Origin of the sequence: Micromonospora sp. NPDC049679 (assembly GCF_040659735.1) — a bacterium.
GTDB lineage: Bacteria > Actinomycetota > Actinomycetes > Mycobacteriales > Micromonosporaceae > Micromonospora_I.
The window spans coordinates 76,535-96,163 of the sequence record NZ_JBFANZ010000008.1; the positions used below are offsets into that span (position 1 = coordinate 76,535).

The 19,629-nt window shown below is 68.1% G+C and carries 17 protein-coding genes and 1 pseudogene; 8 read left to right on the top strand and 10 right to left on the bottom strand.

The window, feature by feature from the left end:
• Positions 1-220 precede the first annotated feature (220 nt).
• The 4 genes from nrdR to AB0J06_RS07820 all read left to right on the top strand — a co-directional run bounded on the left by nrdR (position 221) and on the right by AB0J06_RS07820 (position 6,098).
• Positions 221-733, top strand: coding sequence for a transcriptional regulator NrdR (gene nrdR / locus AB0J06_RS07805; protein WP_357425835.1), 513 nt, complete (start codon positions 221-223; stop codon positions 731-733).
• 71 nt (positions 734-804) lie between these two features.
• Entirely contained in the window at positions 805-3,648 is a 2,844-nt protein-coding gene (locus AB0J06_RS07810; protein WP_357425837.1) for a vitamin B12-dependent ribonucleotide reductase, read from the top strand.
• Positions 3,649-4,433: 785 nt separating this feature from the next.
• Positions 4,434-5,288, top strand: coding sequence for a sulfotransferase (locus AB0J06_RS07815; protein ID WP_357425839.1), 855 nt, complete (start codon positions 4,434-4,436; stop codon positions 5,286-5,288).
• A 246-nt stretch (positions 5,289-5,534) separates the two neighbouring features.
• Positions 5,535-6,098: a dihydrofolate reductase family protein gene (locus AB0J06_RS07820; protein ID WP_357425841.1), complete on the top strand. Its 564-nt coding sequence runs from the start codon at positions 5,535-5,537 to the stop codon at positions 6,096-6,098.
• A 429-nt stretch (positions 6,099-6,527) separates the two neighbouring features.
• On the opposite strand, the gene AB0J06_RS07825 is transcribed toward AB0J06_RS07820, so the two are convergent.
• Entirely contained in the window at positions 6,528-7,322 is a 795-nt protein-coding gene (locus AB0J06_RS07825; RefSeq protein WP_357425844.1) for a protein phosphatase 2C domain-containing protein, read from the bottom strand.
• 116 nt (positions 7,323-7,438) lie between these two features.
• On the opposite strand from AB0J06_RS07825, the gene AB0J06_RS07830 reads away from it, so the two are divergent.
• Positions 7,439-8,155, top strand: coding sequence for a TMEM175 family protein (locus tag AB0J06_RS07830; protein ID WP_357425846.1), 717 nt, complete (start codon positions 7,439-7,441; stop codon positions 8,153-8,155).
• A gap of 90 nt (positions 8,156-8,245) precedes the next feature.
• A pseudogene (locus AB0J06_RS07835) lies at positions 8,246-8,329 on the top strand (CBS domain-containing protein); the annotation flags it as partial.
• Between the two features lie 58 nt (positions 8,330-8,387).
• Here the strand turns inward: AB0J06_RS07835 and AB0J06_RS07840 are convergent.
• From AB0J06_RS07840 to AB0J06_RS07865, 6 genes are all read right to left on the bottom strand, one after another.
• Positions 8,388-9,005 carry a GNAT family N-acetyltransferase gene (locus AB0J06_RS07840; RefSeq protein WP_357425848.1) on the bottom strand — a complete coding sequence of 206 codons (618 nt, stop codon included), beginning with the start codon at positions 9,003-9,005 and terminating at the stop codon, positions 8,388-8,390.
• Positions 9,006-9,578: 573 nt separating this feature from the next.
• On the bottom strand, positions 9,579-10,181 hold the full coding sequence (locus tag AB0J06_RS07845; protein ID WP_357425850.1) for a class I SAM-dependent methyltransferase: 603 nt from the start codon (positions 10,179-10,181) through the stop codon (positions 9,579-9,581).
• 377 nt (positions 10,182-10,558) lie between these two features.
• On the bottom strand, positions 10,559-11,137 hold the full coding sequence (locus AB0J06_RS07850; RefSeq protein ID WP_357425852.1) for an alpha/beta fold hydrolase: 579 nt from the start codon (positions 11,135-11,137) through the stop codon (positions 10,559-10,561).
• Between the two features lie 828 nt (positions 11,138-11,965).
• Positions 11,966-13,108: a DUF6596 domain-containing protein gene (locus AB0J06_RS07855; protein WP_357425854.1), complete on the bottom strand. Its 1,143-nt coding sequence runs from the start codon at positions 13,106-13,108 to the stop codon at positions 11,966-11,968.
• A 4-nt stretch (positions 13,109-13,112) separates the two neighbouring features.
• Positions 13,113-13,520 (bottom strand): YciI family protein, encoded by a 408-nt coding sequence (locus tag AB0J06_RS07860; protein ID WP_357425856.1) that lies wholly within the window; start codon positions 13,518-13,520, stop codon positions 13,113-13,115.
• A gap of 267 nt (positions 13,521-13,787) precedes the next feature.
• A complete protein-coding gene (locus tag AB0J06_RS07865; protein ID WP_357425858.1) occupies positions 13,788-14,984 on the bottom strand; it encodes an erythromycin esterase family protein in 1,197 nt (398 codons plus the stop codon).
• A 58-nt stretch (positions 14,985-15,042) separates the two neighbouring features.
• Between AB0J06_RS07865 and AB0J06_RS07870 the strand changes: the two genes are divergently transcribed.
• Complete coding sequence (locus tag AB0J06_RS07870) at positions 15,043-15,810, top strand: TioE family transcriptional regulator (protein WP_357425860.1); 768 nt, start codon at positions 15,043-15,045, stop codon at positions 15,808-15,810.
• 108 nt (positions 15,811-15,918) lie between these two features.
• Here the strand turns inward: AB0J06_RS07870 and AB0J06_RS07875 are convergent, their stop codons facing one another.
• From AB0J06_RS07875 to AB0J06_RS07885, 3 genes are all read right to left on the bottom strand, one after another.
• Entirely contained in the window at positions 15,919-16,212 is a 294-nt protein-coding gene (locus AB0J06_RS07875; RefSeq protein WP_357425862.1) for a hypothetical protein, read from the bottom strand.
• Positions 16,213-16,358: 146 nt separating this feature from the next.
• A complete protein-coding gene (locus tag AB0J06_RS07880) occupies positions 16,359-16,949 on the bottom strand; it encodes a DinB family protein (RefSeq protein ID WP_357425864.1) in 591 nt (196 codons plus the stop codon).
• A gap of 295 nt (positions 16,950-17,244) precedes the next feature.
• A complete protein-coding gene (locus tag AB0J06_RS07885) occupies positions 17,245-18,528 on the bottom strand; it encodes an MFS transporter (RefSeq protein ID WP_357425866.1) in 1,284 nt (427 codons plus the stop codon).
• Between the two features lie 183 nt (positions 18,529-18,711).
• Here AB0J06_RS07885 and AB0J06_RS07890 point away from each other — a divergent pair, with 183 nt between their 5' ends.
• A complete protein-coding gene (locus AB0J06_RS07890) occupies positions 18,712-19,611 on the top strand; it encodes a DUF3626 domain-containing protein (RefSeq protein ID WP_357425868.1) in 900 nt (299 codons plus the stop codon).
• Positions 19,612-19,629 lie beyond the last annotated feature (18 nt).

Sequence of the window (19,629 nt, forward strand, 5' to 3'; positions counted from 1 at the left end):
GCGTCAACTTGACCCCGGCTCGTGGGCGGCATAGCGTCAACCCCAACATCTAGTAGTTACAAGGGCGTAAGTCGTCCACAGGTTGGGGTCACCGCCCCGCACCGCTTCTGCCGTGACACACAGCGGCGGCCGCCTCCGGCGGTCGACCGTTGCGGTGTCGCGTGTCTCGCATCGGTGGCGTGGGCGCGGTCACGCCACGTTGATCGGAAGGAGGCCCGGCATGCGGTGCCCATACTGCCGTCACGCCGACTCGCGCGTCGTGGATTCGCGCGAAGCCGACGACGGTCAGCTGATCCGCCGGCGCCGGTCCTGCCCCGAGTGTGGCAAGCGGTTCACCACCGTCGAGGAGGCCGTCCTCGCCGTGGTGAAACGCAGCGGGGTGACCGAGCCGTTCAGCCGGACGAAGATCATCGATGGAGTGCGCAAGGCATGCCAAGGGCGGCCGGTCGACGACGACGCGATCGCCCTGCTCGCCCAGAAGGTCGAGGAGACCGTCCGGGCCAAGGGCGCGGCGGAGATCCCCAGCCACGACGTGGGGCTCGCGATTCTCGGGCCGCTGCGGGAGCTGGATGAGGTGGTCTACCTCCGCTTCGCCAGCGTCTACCGCTCGTTCGACTCGCTCGGCGACTTCGAGCGGGAGATCGAGGCGCTGCGGGCCGCTGCGGCCGCCCGGCTGCAGCAGGGCGGGACGCAGCCGCCGGCAGCCGAGCCGGCCGCCGGCCGTACCAACTGAAGCTTGTGAATTTTTCGGATCGTGATGGAAGCGCGGCGGCTGCCGCGCGAATGCCTGAGGGGGCGGATGAGATGGCGGGGGAAGGTGTGACCGCGAGCAAGGGACGGGTACGCGCCGGGGGTGCGGCCGGGCTGAAGGTCGAGCGGGTCTGGACGACCGAGGGCGTCCACCCGTACGACGAGGTGGCCTGGGAGCGGCGCGACGTCGTCATGACGAACTGGCGTGACGGCTCGATCAACTTCGAGCAGCGCGGCGTGGAGTATCCGGACTTCTGGAGCGTCAACGCGGCGAACATCGTCACCACCAAGTACTTCCGGGGCGCCGTCGGCACCTCGGAGCGCGAGTGGTCGCTCAAGCAGCTGATCAACCGCGTGGTGAAGACCTACCGGGCCGCGGGGGAGCAGCACGGCTACTTCGCCACCTCGACCGACGCGGAGATCTTCGAGCACGAGCTGACCTGGATGCTGCTGCACCAGGTGTTCAGCTTCAACTCGCCGGTCTGGTTCAACGTGGGCACGGCGTCGCCGCAGCAGGTGAGCGCCTGCTTCATCCTCTCGGTCGACGACTCGATGGACTCGATCCTCGACTGGTACAAGGAGGAGGGGCTGATCTTCAAGGGGGGCTCCGGCTCCGGCGTCAACCTGTCCCGGATCCGCTCCTCCCGGGAGCTGCTCTCCAGCGGTGGCACCGCCTCCGGCCCGGTCAGCTTCATGCGCGGCGCCGACGCGTCCGCCGGCACCATCAAGTCCGGCGGGGCGACCCGGCGGGCGGCGAAGATGGTCATTCTCGACGTCGACCACCCCGACATCGAAGAGTTCGTGATCACGAAGGCGCGCGAGGAGAACAAGATCCGCGCCCTGCGGGACGCGGGCTTCGACATGGACCTGGGCGGCTCCGACATCGTCAGCGTCCAGTACCAGAACGCCAACAACTCGGTGCGCGTCTCGGACGAGTTCATGCGTGCCGTCGATGACGAGGGCTCGTTCGCGCTGCGCGGCCGGCTCGACGGCGCCGTGATCGACACCGTCGACGCCAAGGGGCTGTTCCGGACCATCGCCCAGGCGGCGTGGGAGTGCGCCGACCCGGGCCTGCAGTACGACGACACGATCAACGACTGGCACACCTGCCCGGAGACCGGGCGGATCACCGCGTCGAACCCGTGCTCGGAATACCTGCACCTGGACAACTCCTCGTGCAACCTGGCCTCGCTCAACCTCATGAAGTTCCTCCGCGCCGACGGTGGCTTCGAGGTGGAGAAGTTCGTCAGGTCGGTGGAGTTCGTCATCACCGCGATGGACATCTCGATCTGCTTCGCCGACTTCCCGACCGAGAAGATCGGCGAGACCACCCGCGCCTACCGGCAGCTCGGCATCGGCTACGCCAACCTCGGCGCGCTGCTGATGGCCACCGGCCTGCCCTACGACTCGGACGGCGGACGCTCGGTGGCCGCGGCGATCACCTCGCTGATGACCGGCACCGCCTACCGCCGCTCAGCGGAGCTGGCCGGGATCGTCGGCGCCTACGACGGGTACGCCCGTAACGCCGAGCCGCACAAGCGGGTCATGCGCAAGCACGCGGCGGCCAACGACGAGATCAAGTCGTCCAACCCCACCGCCACCGCGATCGTCCGCGAGGCGACCAAGCAGTGGACGCAGGGCAACAAGATCGGCGAGAAGTCGGGCTGGCGTAACTCGCAGGCCGCGGTGCTCGCGCCGACCGGAACCATCGGCCTGATGATGGACTGCGACACCACCGGCGTCGAGCCCGACCTGGCGCTCGTCAAGTTCAAGAAGCTGGTCGGCGGCGGCTCGATGCAGATCGTCAACCAGACCGTTCCGCGCGCCCTGCGCAGCCTCGGCTACCCCGAGGAGCAGGTCGAGGCGATCGTCGAGCACATCGCGGACCACGGCCACGTCATCGACGCCCCCGGCCTGAAGCCGGAGCACTACCCGGTCTTCGACTGCGCCATGGGCGAGCGCTCCATCGCGCCGATGGGTCACGTCCGGATGATGGCCGCCGTGCAGCCGTTCATCTCCGGCGCCATCTCCAAGACGGTCAACATGCCGGAAGCGGCGACCGTCGAGGACGTCGAGAAGATCTACTTCGAGGGCTGGAAGCTCGGCCTGAAGGCCCTGGCGATCTACCGCGACAACTGCAAGGTGGGTCAGCCGCTGTCGGTGGCGAAGCCGAACAAGGCAGTGGTGAAGGCCGAGCCGGAGAAGGCGGTCGAGAAGGTCGTCGAATACCGGCCCGTGCGCAAGCGGCTGCCGAAGAAGCGTCCGTCGGAGACGGTCTCCTTCTCGGTCGGCGGCGCCGAGGGCTACCTGACCGCCTCGTCCTACCCGGACGACGGCCTCGGCGAGGTCTTCCTCAAGATGTCGAAGCAGGGCTCGACGCTCGCCGGTGTGATGGACGCGTTCTCCGTCGCCATCTCGATCGGTCTCCAGTACGGCGTGCCGCTGGAGACGTACGTCAGCAAGTTCATCAACATGCGCTTCGAGCCGGCCGGCATGACCGACGACCCGGACATCCGCATGGCCGCCTCGGTGATGGACTACATCTTCCGGCGGCTGGCCCTGGACTTCCTGCCGTACGAGCGGCGGGCGGAGCTGGGGATCTTCACGGCGAAGGAGCGGTCCGCGCAGTTGCGGGCCGAGGCCGAGGCCGAGGCCGCGATCGACCTGACCGAGATGGCCGCCTCGGCGCCCATCGAGGCGAAGGTGGAGGACGTCGAGGAGACGCCGCCGCCCGTCGCGACCCCGACGCAGCGGGTCGGCTCGTCGACCGAACTGCTCGAGGCCGTGATCGGCAAGGCCGCCGACGCGCCGCTCTGCTTCACCTGCGGCACGAAGATGCGCCCCGCCGGCAGCTGCTACGTCTGCGAGGGCTGCGGCTCGACCTCCGGCTGCAGCTGAACTTGGGAAGTTACCGCATGTCTCCCGTGAGGACTTCGCAGCGGTAGCCCGGCGTTGACGAATCCCAAGTGGAGTAACTAGAACGGATGCCTCTCACCCGATCCTGGGTGGGAGGCATCCGTTCTTTAGGGACGGGTACTTACTGGGGAGGGGTGGTGCGGACGTGTCGGTGGTCGTCATCCCACCCCCGTCCCGTCGATAGCAACCTCCTGGAGCGGATGCTCGGCGAGCCACCACTGCGCTGTACGCCAGCCGCGGCTGAACCCCGTGGACATCCCCTTCTGCCGCCGACAACGCGCGCCGAATGGCTCCGCCACCATCGCGCTTCTGCAGGTCAGTGCCTCATCGCAGTAGCCGGTCACCGAGTGCAGCGGGCAGCGAGTTCGACAAGATCTCGTATGCGCCGGACATCGATCCTGCGGAAAGTCTCTAAGTAGCTGCGATGCGCGCGCCCGGCAGCGTCACGAGGGGCTGCGGTGATCGGTGTCCGGACATGCCGAGATCAGTGCATCAGTGTGTGGGGGATGCGGCGCGTTGGGAAGCGTGGATAATTCGTTGCTCGCTTGTTGGAGGCGGCCGTCCGGCAGGCACTCGGCGCGGCGGGTGCGGGTCCGGCCCGTAGCAGCGTGTGAAGGAGATAAATGGCTTGCACAGGCGCAGGGCTGAGAATTTGACTCCTCGCCATGCCTTTCCCCTCACCGATCTTCGTTGCGGGTACGGGTCGTTCGGGAACGTCACGGATCGCCGACATCATCGGCGAACATCCGCTGATCCATCGGATTCCCATGGAGACCCGGTTTCTCATCGACCCGGGTGGCCTGCGGGACCTGGTCGACGCGCTCACCGATCGATACGACCCCACCGTCGGTGAGGACGCCCTGCACCGGCTGAGCGACTTCCTCACCGTACGAGTGCCCGGCCGGCGCGACGATCGCGGCAAAACCGTTCCCGAGCTGGTCGGCGAGCGGCGCTACCGGGACGCGGTGCAACAGCTCTGGCCGCAGTTGATCGCGTACACATACGACGAACCTGCGCCCGCGGAAGGCTTCGGGAACGCCGACCGGCCTGCTGGGCCGTTCGAGCCGCTGAGCCGTCGGCGGGTACTTCCCAGGTATTTCAGCGACCGGGGCGAACTGCTCGGAATTTTGCGGGGCCTGATCGACACCATGTTCGGCGGAGCAGCCGCCGACGCGGGCAAGCCGACCTGGTGCGAGAAGACACCGTTCAACCTGCTGTGCATGGAGTTCCTCTGGGAACTGGTCCCCGAAGCGACCATCGTGCACATCAAGCGTCACCCGGTCTCAGTGCTCGCATCCCACCTGGCCCAGCCATGGGCACCGCCCACCGTCGACGGCGCGCTCGCCTACCTCAAGCCGGTCTACCACCGATGGCTCACCTGGACGAACACGGTCGACCTGACGGGCAGGCGATACATCGAGGTGAAAGCAGAAGATCTCGCAGCCGACTGGCCCGGGCAGCGCCGCGCCCTGTTCGAACGGCTCTACGTCGACGACTTCGCCACCCCTTCAACGTTTCAGTCGCACAAGCTGACGAACCGCAACGACCAATTCGACGACGAAACCCGCGAGTTCATCGAAGAATCACTCGGCAAGGTCATCCCGGCCATGGGATATGAGTGACGCCTCTGGCCCTCCACCTTGACGACGCCGCGTCGCGCCCCTCGAACGCCCGGTAAACGCTGCTTCAGCCGAACCGCATCGCAGACCACTCGTTCCTAACTTTCCGGCCGTCTTTTGAGCCCGCGCTGATGGGCGGGTGCACGCTTCTGCCGCGATCCGTGCGCGGCCAACTACTGCGCGGTGACTACGTTCTGGATAATGGGATGGGAGCGGGAGATTCTGCGGTCTCGATCGAGAGGTAGAGGCATGGCAAAGCTGATCTACGTGACGAACGTGTCGCTTGACGGCTACATCGAGGACGAACGCGGCGCCTTCGACTGGTTCCCACCCGACGACGAGGTATTCGCGTTCACCACCGACCTCCTGCGGTCCGTGGGCACGTTCCTCTACGGGCGGCGACTGTACGAAATGATGGCCGTCTGGGAGACCGACACCGCTCTGGCCGCACAGTCCGACCTTACGGCCGACTTCGCGCGCGCCTGGCAGGCGGCGAGCAAAGTCGTCTACTCCGTGACCCTGCCCGCGGTGTCAACTGCCGACACCCGACTCGAACGCCGTTTCGACCCCGCCGCGGTACACGAACTGAAGGCCACGGCCAGCAGCGATCTCACCGTAGGAGGTGCCAACCTCGCGACGCAGGCTTTCAAGGCCGGGCTGGTCGACGAATGTCAGCTGTTCGTCTGGCCCGTGGTCGTCGGCGGGGGCAAGCCAGGGCTGCCGACCGGCATGCGCACCGACCTTGAGCTCCTCGATGAGCGCCGATTCCGAAACGGCGTCGTACACCTCCGCTACCGCCCTCTCGGGCAGTGAACGACAGCCCTGTCCGATCGCCGGCGGCGCTTGCATGACAGGCGGAGCGCTGACGACTGATTCCGCCGGATGAGGTCGCCCATCACGAACTCGGGGTTGCGCCAAGTCGCAGTGTGCGGAGACGTCAACCGCCGCGTCGGGACGACGGTGGCGACAGCGAACCTCAGTCCGGGGAACGCCCGAGAACTACCCCCTTCGTCTATCCGTCTGGCATGCCAGCCGCACGCTGGTCGACCGCTCCCGACGCAACCGCTCATCGGCATGACCGTGCCGCCTCGGTCACGCCAGCGACGACTCGACGGCGGCGCCTCGCATCCGCTTCTGCTGACGAGCGGATGTGCGCTACTAGGCGGTCGACCGCTGCCCCAGGGTGGCCGGCGGCAGTAAGTCATACCACGCAGGCGGCCGGGCACGCTCCGCTGGCGACGGTCAGGCCTCGCCGAGGTCGGTGCAGTGTGCGATCGTCGCATCGTCCGCCGCCACCGCGTGGCGCGCCTCCGCCTGCCGGACACGATGGACGATTTCGGCGGGTCCGCTCGACGCTAGGACGGCCATGACCCCTGGCCAGTCGGCGAGCCGGAACCGGTCAACGATGCGGCTGGCTCCATTGCTGAGCAGGACGGCACCGGTCAGCTCGGAGATCGGACAGCTTCCGGTGATCGCCTCGTCTGCCGCCCGCGGGTCGTCCTTGGCCAGCCAGAAGCCGCCCGGCTGGTTCCGGTTGGCGCGCAGTTCTCGGAGGACTCGGTGGTACTCGTCGCTACCCTCGGCAGCGGCCTCGAGCGCGGATCGGTACGACCGGCTGATGATCACCTCCCGGGGATCGGAGACGACGAGCGGCGCACCGTCTGCTCTGTCGAGCACGAGGACCGAGTCACCGAGCACCAGGTGCTCGATGAGGCCGTCGGACCGGCGCAGGATGGCTACGGTCGCGGACGGACTGATGGGGTCGGCGACGTCGCAGGTGTCCCGGTGATCGTCCGTCACCTGCTCGATGGCCTCGGCGAGCAGCGCCGAAAGGCTGCGGTCCCGCACGAGTGACAAGAGGTTGAGGAGGCTGCCTCCCAGGCGGCTGGCATACCAGGCCACGCCGTGTCGGCAGATCGATTCGGTGCCGGAGATGCCGGCGCCGTCGCTCAGCACCGCTGCCGTCGGTACGGCGCCGGTGAAGTCCTCGTTCGCGTGGCCAGTCCGTGCCGCAGCGCTCGTCATCGTCACCCGCATGTGCTGCCGCCGTCCACGGGATGCTCCCCACGCGGGTGACCTCGCGGGCGGACCGGTCCACCGACCGCCACGGCGGCACCGCTCGGCGGCCCGGGTTCCCGACGTTGGATCACCGCATGAAGTCGCCGACGGTGGGTATGCGTCCGCCGATGGACAGCGACCGGGATCAGCGGGACGCTGAGGACGTCGAGGACTCCGGCCTGCGCTCGGACACCGTCCGGGCGATCGGGTTCAGCGATGCCGTCTTCGCCATCATCATCACGCTGCTCGTGCTCGACCTGCGCACTCCGGAGGTACCGCCGGGTGGGCTGCTGCACGCGCTGCTCACCCGCTGGCCGGTCTACCTGGCCTACCTCACGTCGTACCTCTACGTCGCGGTGAACTGGCTGAACCACAAGAGCACCTTCCACCGGATCCGCTACACCGACCGCGGGCTGCACTGGGCGAATCTGGGCGTGTTGTTCGGCGTGGCCCTGCTGCCGTTCGTCACCGCGGTGGTCTCCCAGTCGGTGGAGGTGGGCGACCGGTTCGACGAGAGCGTCGCGGTGGCGTTGTACGGGCTGGTCGGGGTGATCCTCTCGGCGGCCTGGCTCTGCCTCTACCACTACCTCAGCCGGCACCGCGAGCTACTGCAACGGCACGTCACGCCCCGGTTCTTCGCCGTCGAGCGGCTCCGGGCACTGCTCGGGATCATGGCGTACGCCGCCGCCGGCGTGGCCGGCTGGCTGGTCAGCGTGCCGGCGGCGCTGGTCGTCCTGCTCCTGCTCCCGCTCTTCTACGGCCTGTCCAGCAACGGCTTCTACGACCTGCGGCGCAGGCTGCGCCACCGCTGATTCCGGCCACGCTACCCCGACCGGGGTGGCGGGTAGACCGCCGCGCCGACACCGAGAGGGGAGCACCATGACAACGGTCGGAGAGCTCATGACGGCGACGACACGCTCACCACCGCAGCGCGGGAGATGCGCGACAGCGCGATCGGCGACATGGTGGTGACCGACGGCGACAGCTGGACACGTGAGACTCGTTCAGTGGCTGCTCTCCACCCCGTGCCCACGAATTCCTGCCTCAGCAAGCGCCACGACACGCCTCCCACATCCCGCGGGTCATCTCGTACTCGATCTCACCCAAGTCCGCTCCCGGCAGCGGGTCATCCCAGCGCGGAAAGTACGTGCGCACGTACCGCATGCCGATGGCCTCCATCACGCCCCGAGACCCGGCGTTCACGGCCATGGTCTGCGCGATCACCCGGCTCTGCCCGACGGTGTCGAAGGCATGCCGCAGCAGGGCGCGGGATGCCTCGCTGGCCAAGCCTTTCCGCCAGTACCGACGGTCGAGGCGGTAACCGAGGTCTGTGACGGTGGGGTCGTCAGGTTGGTCGGGGCCGTGCGCTGGCGGAAGCATCATGAGCCCAACGAACTCGCCCTCGTCCTCACGTGCCGGCGGCGTCGAGCCACGCGCACCGCCATCAGACCCGAACGCCATCCAGTAGCCCAAGCCGACCACCTTGCCTGCCAAGGCCATCCTCTGCGCATGGGATGCGACCACCTCGTCCCTGGATCGCGCCCGGCCGCTGATGTAGCGAAGCACCTCCGGATCCGAGTCGAGCTGGATTTCCAGATCGAGGTGCCGGTCGGCAAGTGGAACCAGCAACAGACGGTCAGTGCGCAAGGTCGGTTGCGGCATGCGGCCACGTTCGCATGATCGTGCCAGTGGTGCGATCCGATTTTTCCCCAGGTCACACGCACTCATCTAATGGGTTCTGTCAGCCTGCTGGCTGCGGGATGGCTCCGGTAGCGGCTGGCGGGTCAGCACTCCACTCATCAGGCCTTCGAGGTCTTGCGGCAGACCGTGCGCCGCGGGTCGTGAGGAGGCTGGACAGCTGATGGGATGACGTGCCCCGTTTCTGTGCGGTGAGACGCCAAAGCCGCGAACCTGCAGCAACAGCGTGCGCGCAGGGCAGCTGCGCCAGCCAGACGCCGTCCAAGCCGTTTATGCGGCCATCGTGACCACCCACGTCGGCTGATCGCGGGGCTCAACGCCGAGGTCGAGCAGCACGGGCAGGTGGTAATCGACCATTCTGGCCGGCACCGGGACGCTGACTACTACCTGAGCCAGCCCGGCCTCGGGTGGTCCTCGGCGCCCGGATCCTCGCCGAGTTCAGTCCACCTCTTGGCATCGAAAGACATGGGATGTCTGCCGCGAAGCGAGCGGTCGTGCCGATGAGCGAGCACGGAGGCTCGCCGACTCAGCTCACCCTTAGCTCGCGATTGCCGCGATGGCGGCGTGCGGTCGGTGAGTGCCTTCGCTGGGCCGCTGCAGGCGCTCAACTTCCGTGAAGCCGGCTCGCGTCAGTCGCTCGGAGATCTCGTCAACGGGCCAGCGATAGGCGGTCACGACTTTGTGGTCGAAGGCGGCGACCTCGTCACCGTCGAAGAGACCAAGCACTAACGTTCCGGCCGGGCATATCGCTCGCCGGAACTGAGCGAGCACGCTGTCGAGATTTTGCGGCGGTAGATGGATCAACGAGTACCAGGCCAGGATGCCGGCGATGGAGTGGTTGGCAACGTCGAGGTTTTCTATCGACCCGATTTGGTACCTACCGCTCGGGTGGGCCGCCTGCGCATGCGCGATGAACTCGGGGACCATGTCGATTCCCATTGCGTCGACGCCCAGCGATCGAAGGTAACCGGTGATATGGCCAGGCCCGCAGCCCAGATCGAGCACCGTGCCAGGTCGGCTCGCCAGATGTCGCCCGATGAAGGCGAGGTCGTCGGCGTGTACCTGCTGGCTTGTACCGAACAGTCCGATGTAGAGCGCTGCGACGGACGCATATGCCTGCCGGACCTGTTCCATGTTCACTGCCCGACTATATGAGCTCTCGGATTGGGCAGAGCAGGCCCGAGACCAGCGCGGGGAAGCCCGTCGATTCGTGCGGTGCCCGCATCCGGCGATCCGAGCACAAGGTCAAATGCGTACTTCTGCCCCTGACAGCGCGTCCGAGACGACCGGATCTGCCGATGACAGTGCATCCGATCTTGCGGATGAAAGGGTGAGCCGGTGCAGCTTGAGAGCTGATTCGGGATGATCCGTGCCGCGAGGTTGACCGCGTTTCGTGGAACTTCGGTGGCGGCCCGCTGGTGTCAGGCATCGTTGATGGCGGCAGCAGGCTGACCTCGTGTGTAGGCACCCGAGCGCCGAGGCCGTGACTGTTGATCAGAAGGGCTGTGGGCTCTTGGCTATCCCTGGGTGACGGGTCCGAGGTCGTCAGAACTGATCGTCTTCGCCACCTCGCTCAGGTCATTGTCCAGCTGGTGATCGCGGCCGGGCAGCCGGTGCAGCTGTGCCTGCGGGATGGCACGGGCGTACAGGTCGGCATGCGACGGTAGGGCAGTCTCGTCCTGGAGTCCATGGAACACATACACCGGCACGCCTTGCGGCAGCCTCGCGCCGAGGTCGTGCGGCAGCTCGAACTCGTCGCCGGGCCAGCCGCCCACACCGAGGAACGGAGCGGCGATCAGCACGATCGCCCTGAGCTCCGGCTCCGGTGGCCGCTCGGCGAGCGCGTTGATGAGGATCGTCCCGCCCACCGAATGGCCGGCCACGACCGCGCCGTCGTCCAAGGCCGTCATCTCACGCCGGATGGCCGCGCTCCACCTGGCGTAGCTCGGGTCGTCCTCGTCGGGCATGCGCGGGTAGCGGACCTCGTACCCGTCCCCGAGCTCCCGCCTCAGACTGTCGAACAGCTTGTCGTCCCATTCGTCGTGCGCGCCCGCGCCGCCGCCCTGGATGAACAGGATCTGCCGGGTCCCTGCCATGACGATCCACCTTCGCGCCCTCGTGACGATCCAGTTCGATGCCCGCTGTCAGCCCGTGCGAAGCCCCGGCGAGCTACCGGGTACGTTCCAGCCGCGCCCACCCTATGCACACAAGGTCCCGCTCCTGCCGCACTCGGGCGCCGTTGATGCCCTCATCGTGCCTGACGGGTCCGACAGTCTTGCGGACTTCGTCCTCGATGTGGGCCTGGGCGGCCAGCGCGGAGTCGGCGTGGTTGACCCCTCAGCCGTGGCGTCGTCCATCGGGATCATCTTGCTGTGGCGACGTCAATTGTCCATCGGCGATTCTCTCCGAGCGCAGGTTCGATCCGCAATTGGGACGACCGGATTTGCCGCTGACAGCGCGTCCGAGACGACCGGATCTGCCGATGTCAGTGCATCGCTGTTCGAGGGCCGCTGGCTTCGCTGGCGGCCCTCGGGGGTGCCCCGCAGCCCTCTGGCGAAGGGGCTCGGCGTGGATCCGGAGCTTCTTCGAAACCCTGCGGCGCCAACATCGGCGACCCTCGGAGAGGAACACGGACATCGCGTCCTGCAGGTGCGCGGCAACGGCGGCGAGGTCGTCCTCGTCCCACTGCCGCCCTCCGTGGCAGGGCCGTGGATCGTGCGGTCGACGCCGTTTCGATGGCCCGGTCCTGCGCGACACCCTCGGCGCGCGGATGGGTCGGCATGCCGCAACTCCCGGCTCAAGCACCTCGCCGCCAGCGCCGGGATCCGGATGCCGAGGGGCCGACAACTACATCAAACGCCCTATCGTTCATGGTGGGGACCCGCGGGCGGTCCGGGGGAGGCAAGCGCCCGTGACGCGATCCGTCAGCGACCTCGGCGGGCGTTGAGGCGGGCGGCCTGGCGGGTCAGGTGGTCGCGCTCGGCGAGGTTGGGTGCCTTTTGGGCCGCCTCGGCGTACAGCCGTGCCGCCGTGGCCAGATCGCCGTCGCGTTCGTGCAGGTGGGCCGCCACCGCCGCGTGGCGGGGCAGTGAGTCGTCCAGCGCCGCGAGCGCCGCCAGCCCGGCGCGCGCTCCGTCGGCCTCGCCGACGGCCACCGCGCGGTTGAGCCGGACGACCGGGCTGGCGGTCAGGCGCGCGAGCTCGTCGTACCACTCGACGATCTGCACCCAGTCGGTCTCCTCGGTGGTGGGCGCGTCAGCGTGGAGTGCCGCGATGGCGGCCTGGGCCTGGAACTCGCCCAGCCGGTCGCGGGCGAGGGCCGCCTGCAGGATCTCGACGCCCTCGGCGATCGACTCGGTGTCCCATCGGCCGCGGTCCTGCTCGGCGAGCGGCACCAGGCTCCCGTCGGGAGCGGTCCGGGTGGCGCGCCGGGCGTGGTGCAGCAGCATGAGGGCGAGCAGCCCCGCCACCTCGGGGTGGTCGATCGCGGCCGCGAGCTGCCGGGTGAGCCGGATGGCCTCGGCGGCGAGGTCGACGTCGCCGGAGTAGCCCTCATTGAAGACCAGGTAGAGGACGCGCAGCACGGTGGCGACGTCGCCGGGCTGGTCGAACCGCACGCCGGAGACGGTGCGCTTGGCCCGGCTGATGCGCTGCGCCATGGTCGCCTCGGGCACCAGGTAGGCCTGGGCGATCTGGCGGGTGGTCAGCCCGCCGACGGCGCGCAGCGTGAGCGCGACCGCGGACGACGGCGTCAGCGACGGGTGGGCGCACAGGAAGTAGAGCTGGAGCGTGTCGTCCACCGGGGGCACGGGCCCGGGCGCCGGCTCCTCGTCGACGAGGTCACGCCGGCGGCGGGCGGCGTCCGCCCGGGTCGCGTCGAGGAACCGGCGCCAAGCGACGGTGACCAGCCAGCTCTTCGGGTCCCGCGGCGGGTCGGCCGGCCAGACGCGGAGCGCCTCGATCAGCGCGTCCTGCACGGCGTCCTCGGCCGCCGCGAAGTCGGCTCCGCGGCGGACGAGGATGCCGAGCACGCTCGGCGGGAGGCTCCGGAGCAGGGCCTCGTCCATCAGGTCACTCCATGATGGTGGGTGGCGCGGTCAGGAAGGGGCGCACCTCGAGCCACTCGTGGATCGGCTTGCCGCCCGCCCCGGGGGCCGCCGACAGTTCCCCGGCCAGCTCGACGGCGCGCTCGTAGCTGTCGACGTCGATCACCATCCAGCCGGCGATGAGGTCCTTGGTCTCGGCGAACGGGCCGTCGGTGATCGGCGGGCGCCCCTCACCGTCGTACCGGACGAACGTCCCCTCGGGGGCGAGCGCCTGGCCGTCGACGAACTCGCCGGTCTTCTCGAGCCGGGCCGCGAAGTCGTTCATGTACTGCACGTGCGCCGAGATCTCCTCCGGCGTCCACTGGTCCATGGGCACGTCGTTGACTGGAGCCGGCGCGCCGCGGTAGTGCTTGAGCAGCAGGTACTTCGCCATCGTGGTTCTCCTCGATCCTGGTGCGACCCATTCTGGTCACGGTTCACCCCAGGGACGGAGCCGGTCACCAGTTCTCGACATCGCCGTCCAGATCTTTTGGCTCTCGTAGATGAGCCTCGGCAGCCTGCCGCTGACGGTCAGATCGGGCGGAGGCCGCCGGTCACTGGGCTACCGCGCGATATCACTGAGATCGCAGATCGTAGAGATCGCCGACAGGCGTCGCGACGATCACGCTGCCGGTGGTCGCCGCGCTGAACGCTGAGGGAGCTAGCTCCGCCGGGCGTCCTTGACGAACACGATGCCGTCATTGCTCGCCAGGCGGGCCGGGTCCAGCGGGGAGTAGCCGAACCAGGGGGACACGCGGGGAGCGGGCGTCACGTCGCCGAGGATGGCGGCCAGTCGGCGGGCGTCAACGACGTATCGGTCCTCCGGGAGCGCGTACAGGATCCCTTCGATGGTGTCCGGGGGTGGGGTCTCCACACCGTGGTGGCGGATCGTGCCGAGGGCCGTGGCCATGAAGGCGTACGCCTCGCCCAGTTGGGCGCTGACGATCGCCCCGGCGCTCCACCATGCCACCGGCCCCTCCCACATCTGCATCCTGCTCTTGTCCCGCTGGAGATGCGCGTTGTGGGCGTACACCAGCGCCGGGCCCCGCTCGGCGATGGCGAGCAGGTTGGCGGCCATCATCGTCGCCCGCGCGCCCAGCAGCCGCGCCATGCGGCTCGGTGACGTGTCCGCCATCCAGAAGTGGTACCGCAGCAGCCCGGCGGCGGTACGCCCGTACATGCGTGCCCGGTCCCAGTCGTCCCGCAGCGACGTCGTGATCAGGTGTGGCGTCTGCGTGTCAAGCAGGGCCACCAGGTCGTCGGCGAGCAGCCGCAGCTGTTTGGCCTCGGGCGTCTGCCCCACGGACTGGGACGGGTCCATCATGGCGGCGGAATTGGTCCATCGGTCGTCGGCGCCGAGCAGGCGGTGGAGCGTTTCGGCGGTGCAGGGAAGCAGGTCGGCGTCAACCCAGGTGCTGAGGTAGGCGTGGAGTGCGGTGAGGGCCTGTCGGGGGCTCGCGGCGCCGGTGATCTCCAGTGGGCCGTCGAAACCGGCGAAGCGCAGCCGCTCTGACACGGGCCGGCCCTCGTTGTAGGCGCGCATCCAGCGCACAAGCTCGCGGTTGGCCGCGGACGCGCCGAAGCCGTGGCTGAAGCCGCGTGCCATGACCTCGTCGAGGGTGCCCGTGCCCGAGGTGACGTAGTCGTCCACGACCCGGCCCATCATGCAGTCGCTCTCGATCGTGATCGTCCGGTAGCCCTCGTGCTCGACGAGTTGCCGGAAGAGATCGTTTCGCAGGTCGAGCAGAACGTCCTCGCCATGGGTGGGCTCACCCAAGCCAAGCAGCCGCGGTCGGGTCGGGAGCAAGCCCATGACGGTGGCAGCGTCGACGACATGGGCGGCGTCTTTGATAGTCATACCCTCAACGGTATCGTTGAACCAACGGTTGAAACTTATCCTCGATGTTGGCAGGACAGTGAGGCAAAACCCTCAAGACAGTGGGTGGCTCAGGCCGGTTGACCTGGCGCGCGCGCACGGTCTGTCCACGCAGGCGATCAGGAACTACGAGGCGGCCGGGATCCTTCCGGGCGCCGAACGCACTCCGCATGGCTACCGCACCTACACGCCGCTGCACGCGCAAGCGCTGCGCGCGTTCCTCGCCCTCGTGCCCGGACACGGTCACCAGGCGGCCACGTTGATCATGCAGGCGATCAACCGGGGCGCGACTGAGGACGCGCTCCGGCTCATCGACGAAAGTCACGCCCAGCTTCTCGATGACCGCCGCACCCTCCAGGCCGTCGAAGCCGCGCTTCACGAGCTCAGTCCCGTACCGCAAGAACGCGGCGACACGTTCGTCGGTCCTCTGGCGAGAAGGCTCGGCATCCGCCCAGCCACCCTGCGCAAATGGGAACGCGCCGGCTTGGTCCAACCGCGCCGCGACCCGCAAACGGGCTACCGGGTCTACAGCGCGGCCGACGTGCGCGACGCCCTACTCATCCACCAGCTCAGACGAGGCGGCTACCTGCTGGCGCAGATCGGCCCGCTGATCGCCCAAGTCCGCTCCGCCGGAGGCATCGCACCCCTTGAATCGATGCTGCGAGACTGGCATGCCCGCCTCTCGGCCCGCAGCCGCGCCATGCTCACCGGTGCCGCCGCACTCGACGCCTATTTCGGCTACCGACCGACCCCGACCGCGGGCGGCCCGAGTGCCGCACCAGCACCGCCAGGCGGCCGCGACTGGTGAGCGCTCAGGGGCGGTCGCTACGTCGATGTAACCGACGGCGGTCGGACCGCGACGTGCGCCTACGAGCTGGTTCGTCGACGCGCCTGCCGCATCACAGCAGTCGAACCTTCAGCTGAGACCGCCGTGGGCGGCCCACAGCGCGCCGGCGCGGCTGGCAGCTTTGGCGACTAGGGTCACCAGCTCGGGCCTGTCGGGCACGGGGAACGAGACGTAGCTGCCGCGGCCACCGCCGGTCGGCCGGCCGTAGGCCTTCGCCGCGAGGCGCCCGTCGGGAAGGAGCCGGACGTTGAGTGTGGTGAGCGTGAACTCCTCACCGCGTCGAGTGTCGGTCCAGCGGAGCCCCTCCGGAATCGTGACGTTGATAGCCAGGGCGCTCACATCGGGGGCCACGTCGCTGCTCATGGACGCATGTTCTCACGCGAATCGACGTCCGCTGATAGCCGCGACCCGCGCGTTACGGAGTGTTGACCCGGCTGTGGCACTGGGCGTCCGGTCCTGCTGAAGAGCGGATGCTGAACTCACCGACTGTACCGACGGGGACGGGGCGGCTATCCGAAGCGGTCAGCCAGCTTCGTCAGCTTGGTGACATACGCCGGCCAGTCATAGTCGTGGGGGATGTTGGTGTTCTCCCGCTGCCAGCCGATCGATCCGTCGTGCTGCTCGCGCATCAGGTCGGCGTGCCCGGCGTGACGGGCGAGGTCGCAGGTGACGTGGATGATGATCCTGTGCAGCGTCACGGCCTGTCCACCCGGCCGCCACCACGACACCTGCCCCGGCGCGTCGAGCGGTAGCTGTTCGATCGTCTGATCCGCGAACACCCCGACACGGCGGTACAGGTCGATCAGCCCATCCTTCGTCTCGTCCTCCTGCGCGTACCAGTCTGCCTGCGGGTCCTCCTCGAACGCCTGCATGGGGACCAGTTCCTCAGGCGTCGGGAATTCGCGCCCGAATGTGGGCCCGAAGTAGCCGGCTTCGACGTTGAGGCAATGTTTGATGACGCCCAGCAGGTTGTTGCCGGTCGCGGTGCGGGGCCGTCTGGCCTCGCGTTCGCTGAGCCCGTCGAGCTTCCAGATCAGGTCTTCGCGAGTCGCCTGGAGGTAGTGGTGCAGGGCAGCCTTCGCATCGCCCAAGTCAGCCATGCCCGCCAGTCTTCCTCATGCGCCGAGCCATCGTGCACGGTGTCGTTTGCAAGATCAGCGCCCGGCTGGAGCGGTCGGAATTCTGATCTGCCGCGATCCGTGCGCGGTCAACCACTGCACCGTGAATATGTCCTGCATGATGGGCTCGGGAGCGGGAGATTTCGCGATCTCGAGGAGACAATCGCGAGACGGGAAAGATCCCCCAACGCCCCAGGAACAGCTGACCACATGCCGATGGCGCGCAAGGGGAGTCGGACATTGTCCGGCTCCCCGTTGCGCTGTCCGGGCACGAGGTTCAGGGGACCGCCGGCATGTCCCGCATCGTGCGAAGTGGCGAGAAGACGACGAACAAGGCGGCACTCCACGTGCCGAGAACAAAGATCCACAATGCTGCCCGCAAGCCCAGCTGGGATCCGAGTGCGCCGCCGAACAGGGCACCGAGCGGGATCACCCCGTAACAGATCCACAGGAACGACGCGTTGACCCGTCCGAGGAGATCGGGTGGCGTGATGCGCTGCCGGTACGACATCGACGCGACGTTGTACAGGACAACGTTGCCGGAGAACGCGGCGAGGCCGACGCCGTAGAGCAACACGCCCCAGCCGGGCTGCGCCAAGGGCATGAGCAGGTAGAGCGGCCCGGGCGCCACCATCGCCACCCAGATCACCCTGGCGGTGCCGATCGAGTTGGACAGGCGGTTCGCGACGGCGCCGACCGCCAGACCGCCGATGGCGCTGACGGAGAAGACGAGGCCGACCATCAGGGGCGAGGCATGCAGCTCCCGCAGCATGAAGGTGACCTCGATGGAGCCCGATGCCATGACGAAGAAATTCGACGTCGTGGTGCAGGCCAGGATCTTCACGAGGATCGGCTGGCTGCGGATGAAGGCGAGCCCGTCGGTCATCTCGACTCGTAGCGGGACCCGCTCACCGTCCGCCGGCGGCGTTCCCCGCTCGGCCGGTGCCTCCCGGATCAGCCAGAGCGTCACCGCGCTGACGAGGAAGGCGAATCCGTTGCTGACGAATGTCCGGGTGGCGCCGACGAGTCCGATCAGGAGGCCGCTGACCGTCGGACCGACGAGTTCGGCGAAATCCTGACTCATCACGAGCTTCGCGTTGCCGTCGACGAGCTGATGAGGCTCCACCAGTCGCGGAAGCGTGCTCTTGTAGGCCACGGTGAACAGGACGGTGAGGACACCGGAGAGCCCGACGACGACGTACAGGAACCACAGCGTCAGCTCCCACACGAGCGCGACCAGCGGTAGCGACACCATGAGCGCCATCCGGCCCAGATCACAGATGATCATCAGCTTTCGTTGGTCGACCCGATCGGCAAGAATCCCGGCGGGCAGGGAGAACAGCAGATACGGAAGCCATGCCAGGGATGTCAGCAGGGAGATCTGGAAGACGCTGGCATCGAGGTCATTGGCGGCAAGGAGTGGGACGGCGATGCTGGAAATCCGTGTGCCCAGCTCGCTGACGGTCTGACCACTCCAGAGCAGCAAGAAGTTTCTGCTGCGCCATAGCGACCGGCGCTCAGCTATCTCGATTCCCGACGGCCCTGTCAGTTGCTGCGTCACTGATGCTGCCAATCTGTGCGGGAATCATCTGCCGACCGCGGGCGGCCGCGGCAGACTACCGTCGACCTCGGTCGCTCGACACCGCGTTTACACCACCGCGTACGGCGCCAACCGCGGTTGGAGTGCCAACGATCGCGACAAAACCTCGTGTGCCGAGGGGGCCGCTTCGGGGACACTGCTCCGGTGAGCGCGGACAATTCCCGGTCGCCGCAGGAGCGGGCCCTCTGCCATGTGGCGGCGCTGTCGTCGGGAGCGGCCGTCGACTCGACGCTGCGGGTGACCCTGAACTTCCACCCGGACCGCCTCGTGCGCGAGCGGCCGATCCTGCTCGGACTCGCCGAGGACGGCGTGTACCACTCGCAGTTCGTGACCGGGGCCAGCAACGGTGGCCTGACCGCCTATCCCGGCGGGGACCGGTGGCGCTGGGAGAGCCGGATCTTCGGTGGCGCGTACGACGATGCCCTCGACCACGAGCGGCCCGTCTACGGCGCGTTGAACTTCCGGCGTAACCCTGTCGGCGGGGCGCCGCGGTTCGGTTCCGCGCACTTCCGGCTGACCGCCGACACGCTCGCGCGCGCCACGTTCTGCTACCCGGACAGCGTCTTCGAGCCGTCAGCGTTCGGTGTCGCGGCCGGCATGTCGCTGATCGAACTGGCCGACGCCGACGACCGCGACGCCCTCGACGACTACATCGAGGCGCAGGTGCACGGGTCCGTCCGGTTGCACCGGCACGTGGAGGCGTTGGTGCTCGACCCGAGCTACCGTGGCACCGCGGTCGAAGCCGCCGCCGTCGGCCTGCCGTGCCCGGTCGAATGGCACCCCGGTTTCCGGCTCAGCGTGGCGGAGCTTCGGTGTCACCCGGACTATCGCGGCCAGGAGTACGTCGACCTGGGCGCCGAGATCGCGGTCGATGGGCACCTCGACCCCCGCATCATCGGGGACGCCGCGCTTACGGGTCGTTTCGACCAGCAGGCGCTCAAGCGCGTCTGGCACTACCTCGCACGGTTCGGGGCGCCCGCCGCGGCCGGTTCTCCTGACAATGAGGGAAGGCAGCCGCACACTCTGGTCCCACCCATGAGCTGAGGAATCGTCCGTCACTAC

What these genes read in the sequence shown, in the direction of transcription:
- nrdR (WP_357425835.1), top strand. Translation starts at nt 221, where the DNA reads ATGCGGTGCCCATACTGCCGTCACGCCGACTCGCGCGTCGTGGATTCG.
- AB0J06_RS07810 (WP_357425837.1), top strand. Translation starts at nt 805, where the DNA reads ATGGCGGGGGAAGGTGTGACCGCGAGCAAGGGACGGGTACGCGCCGGG.
- AB0J06_RS07815 (WP_357425839.1), top strand. Translation starts at nt 4,434, where the DNA reads ATGGAGACCCGGTTTCTCATCGACCCGGGTGGCCTGCGGGACCTGGTC.
- AB0J06_RS07820 (WP_357425841.1), top strand. Translation starts at nt 5,535, where the DNA reads ATGGCAAAGCTGATCTACGTGACGAACGTGTCGCTTGACGGCTACATC.
- AB0J06_RS07825 (WP_357425844.1), bottom strand. Translation starts at nt 7,322, where the DNA reads ATGCGGGTGACGATGACGAGCGCTGCGGCACGGACTGGCCACGCGAAC.
- AB0J06_RS07830 (WP_357425846.1), top strand. Translation starts at nt 7,439, where the DNA reads ATGAAGTCGCCGACGGTGGGTATGCGTCCGCCGATGGACAGCGACCGG.
- AB0J06_RS07840 (WP_357425848.1), bottom strand. Translation starts at nt 9,005, where the DNA reads ATGCCGCAACCGACCTTGCGCACTGACCGTCTGTTGCTGGTTCCACTT.
- AB0J06_RS07850 (WP_357425852.1), bottom strand. Translation starts at nt 11,137, where the DNA reads ATGGCAGGGACCCGGCAGATCCTGTTCATCCAGGGCGGCGGCGCGGGC.
- AB0J06_RS07855 (WP_357425854.1), bottom strand. Translation starts at nt 13,108, where the DNA reads ATGGACGAGGCCCTGCTCCGGAGCCTCCCGCCGAGCGTGCTCGGCATC.
- AB0J06_RS07860 (WP_357425856.1), bottom strand. Translation starts at nt 13,520, where the DNA reads ATGGCGAAGTACCTGCTGCTCAAGCACTACCGCGGCGCGCCGGCTCCA.
- AB0J06_RS07865 (WP_357425858.1), bottom strand. Translation starts at nt 14,984, where the DNA reads ATGACTATCAAAGACGCCGCCCATGTCGTCGACGCTGCCACCGTCATG.
- AB0J06_RS07875 (WP_357425862.1), bottom strand. Translation starts at nt 16,212, where the DNA reads ATGAGCAGCGACGTGGCCCCCGATGTGAGCGCCCTGGCTATCAACGTC.
- AB0J06_RS07880 (WP_357425864.1), bottom strand. Translation starts at nt 16,949, where the DNA reads ATGGCTGACTTGGGCGATGCGAAGGCTGCCCTGCACCACTACCTCCAG.